At 31.2% G+C, this 2930-nt stretch carries 2 protein-coding genes and 1 pseudogene; 2 read left to right on the top strand and 1 reads right to left on the bottom strand.

Annotated elements, in window-relative coordinates; genetic code table 11:
- Together ACIQ2I_RS08830 and ACIQ2I_RS08825 are read left to right on the top strand one after the other, a co-directional pair.
- Nucleotides 1-951, top strand: a pseudogene (locus tag ACIQ2I_RS08830) (hypothetical protein); the annotation flags it as partial.
- A gap of 51 nt (nt 952-1002) precedes the next feature.
- A complete protein-coding gene (locus tag ACIQ2I_RS08825; RefSeq protein ID WP_396182043.1) occupies nt 1003-1500 on the top strand; it encodes a hypothetical protein in 498 nt (165 codons plus the stop codon).
- A gap of 54 nt (nt 1501-1554) precedes the next feature.
- Here the strand turns inward: ACIQ2I_RS08825 and mnmE are convergent.
- The coding region (gene mnmE, locus ACIQ2I_RS08820) for a tRNA uridine-5-carboxymethylaminomethyl(34) synthesis GTPase MnmE (RefSeq protein ID WP_396182042.1) at nt 1555-2930 on the bottom strand (1376 nt) is incomplete at its 5' end.

Genomic DNA, 2930 nt, shown 5'->3' with positions numbered 1-2930 from the left:
TTTATTGTAACCGGAATGGCAACTGATTTTAATTTTTTAAATCAAATGCAATCCGATTTGGTTTTTAAATTAACGAATAAAAAAGAAGATTTCTCCCCTTCATTTGTATCCGATTTTAATCTTTTTACACAAAATGACATTCAATTTTCACAATTTCCACCCTTAGAAAATCCTTTTGGAAAGATTACTGAAAAAGGAAGTATTAATACCTTGCTTTCTGCAAAAGTAAACGGCATTGAAGTTGGTAATCCTATTTTAACTTTTTCTGAAAAAGGGAATAGCAGAAATGCTTACTTATTTGGTGAAAATTCTTGGAAGTGGCGTATGGAAAGTTTTGTATTCAATCAATCTTACGAGAAATATGATCTATTTATTGATAAGATTATTCAGTATTTATCTTCAAATTTTACAAAAAAATCGCTTTTGGTGCAACATGAAAGTTTTTATAACTCTGGTGAAACAATTGAGATATTCGCACAATATTTCAATAAAAGTTATGAGTTAGAGGAAAATGCAAATTTGACTATTAATTTAGCAAACAAAGACACTAAGGCAATAAAAAATTATAATTTTTCAAAAGCAAATAATGGATATAAAGCTATTTTTGATGGTTTAACTCCAGGAAAATATACGTTTCAAATAAAAGAGACGTCTAGTAATGCCAGTTATAATGGAACTTTTGAGGTTTTAGATTTTGATGTTGAAAAACAATTTGTCAACCCTGATGTTTCAAAATTGCAACAGTTAGCCAATCAGAATAACGGAGAAATTATATTTCCTAATCGAATACAAAATTTAATTCAGAAATTACTTCAAAAAAATACGTATTTACCATTAGAAAAAACTATAATTAAAAAATCCCCTTTAATTGATTCCTTGTGGTTGTTAGTTATTATTGTTGTATCTTTAACTATCGAATGGTTTACCAGAAAGTATAACGGATTAGTATAGTCAAATATACAGTAAATTAACTTTAAAGTAACTTTAAATAAATATAATATTATGAACGATGCACATTTACACATGGTGGTAAACCACTTTCCAATTATTGGGACAATTTTTGGATTAGGAATTTTAATTACAGGAATTGTAATGAAAAAAAATGTTATTAAAAATGTAGCGTACGTACTTTTCTGTATTTCAGCCATTTTCGGTTTTGCGAGCATGTTTACCGGAGAAGGTGCAGAAGAAATTGCTGAAAAATTACCGTCTGTAACAGACCAAATCATTCATGAACATGAAGAAATGGCTGAAAAATTGGCTTTAGTCTTATATGTTTTGGCTGGAATTTCTTTAGTTGGATTATTTTTGAATCTTAGAAATCATGCTAAAGCAAATTTAGTTTCTTATTTTGCTTTTGTTGTCGCTTTAGTAGCGGTGTTTTTTGGAAAACAAACGGGTACAACAGGAGGAGAGGTTCGTCATACAGAAATTAGAGCGAACGCAACCGTTGGAACTAATTCAGAAACAAATATGACCGGAGAAACGGACGAAGATTAAATCATAGTTTTGTATTTTTCAAAACACCAATTTTTTTAAATTGGTGTTTTTTTGTTACTTTCCGATACAGAAATTAGCAAAAATATTACCAAGTAACTCATCGTTAGTTACTTCACCAGTTATTTCACCAAAGAAATATAAGGCGGTTTTAATATCAATGGCTATTAAATCAGAAGAAATTCCGGCATCTAATGCCCATTTTACTTTCTGAATTTCCTCTAAAGCTTTTAATAAAGAATCGTAATGGCGTGTATTCGTTACAATGGTTTCATTATTTCGTAATGCACCAGTGTTTACAAAAGAGAGAAGGGTAGTTTTAAGTTCATCAATACCTGTTTTTTGTTTGGCAGAAATAAAAATAGTCGAAAGTCTAAAGTCTAAAGTCGAAACAAGAGTCGAAATTTCTGTTATTTTATTCTCTGAAAGTAAATCAACTTTGTTAAATATAACAATAATTGGCTTTTCAGGATGTTCTTGTTTTATTTCGTTAATATGCGGTACTATACTTTCGACATTCGACATTTGACTTTCGACTAAATATAAAACCACTTGCGCTTGTTCAATTTTCTCAAATGTTTTTTGAATACCGATGCTTTCTACTACGTCTTTCGTTTCTCTAATACCAGCGGTATCAATAAATCTGAAACCGATACCATCAATTACTAGTTCATCTTCAATGGTGTCTCGGGTTGTTCCAGCAATATCAGAAACAATAGCACGTTCCTCGTTCAATAACGCATTCAAAAGTGTTGATTTTCCTACATTTGGTTCGCCTACGATGGCTACAGGAATGCCGTTTTTAATTACATTACCTACTGCAAAAGAATCTATTAATCTTTTTAAAACAAATTCAATTCGAGTTAATAATTCTTCAAATGCCTTTCTGTCTGCAAAAGCAACATCTTCCTCTGCAAAGTCTAATTCCAATTCAATTAAAGAGGCAAAATTTAATAATTCTTCACGCAGTTTTGAAATCTCATTACTAAAACCTCCTCTCATTTGTTGCATCGCGATTTGATGATTTGCTTCGTTATCAGAGGCAATTAAATCAGCAACAGCTTCAGCTTGAGACAAGTCTAATTTGCCATTTAAAAACGCACGTAAAGTGAATTCTCCTGCTTGTGCCATTTTTGCGCCTTTTCGAAGCAATAATTGAATGATTTGTTGTTGAATAAAAACAGATCCATGACATGAAATTTCTACTACATTTTCACCTGTATAAGAATTCGGACCTTTAAATATGGAAAGCAATACTTGGTCATACACTTTTGTATTGTCTACAATATGTCCTAAATGAATAGTGTGTGTTTTTTGAGTCGCAATATTCTTACCAGAAACCGATTCAAATACTTCGGCAGCTAAAGTAATAGCATCTTTACCTGATAATCGAATAATAGCAATAGCACCCGCACCAGATGGGGTAGCTAAGG

This window comes from Flavobacterium sp. (assembly GCF_044368995.1).
GTDB lineage: Bacteria > Bacteroidota > Bacteroidia > Flavobacteriales > Flavobacteriaceae > Flavobacterium.
The sequence above is the reverse complement of the archived record's forward strand: the minus strand, read 5'-3'. Positions and strand labels throughout refer to the sequence as shown.

Bases quoted from the DNA above. Each gene is read 5' to 3' on its own strand.
- ACIQ2I_RS08825 (WP_396182043.1), top strand. From the start codon at position 1,003: ATGAACGATGCACATTTACACATGGTGGTAAACCACTTTCCAATTATT.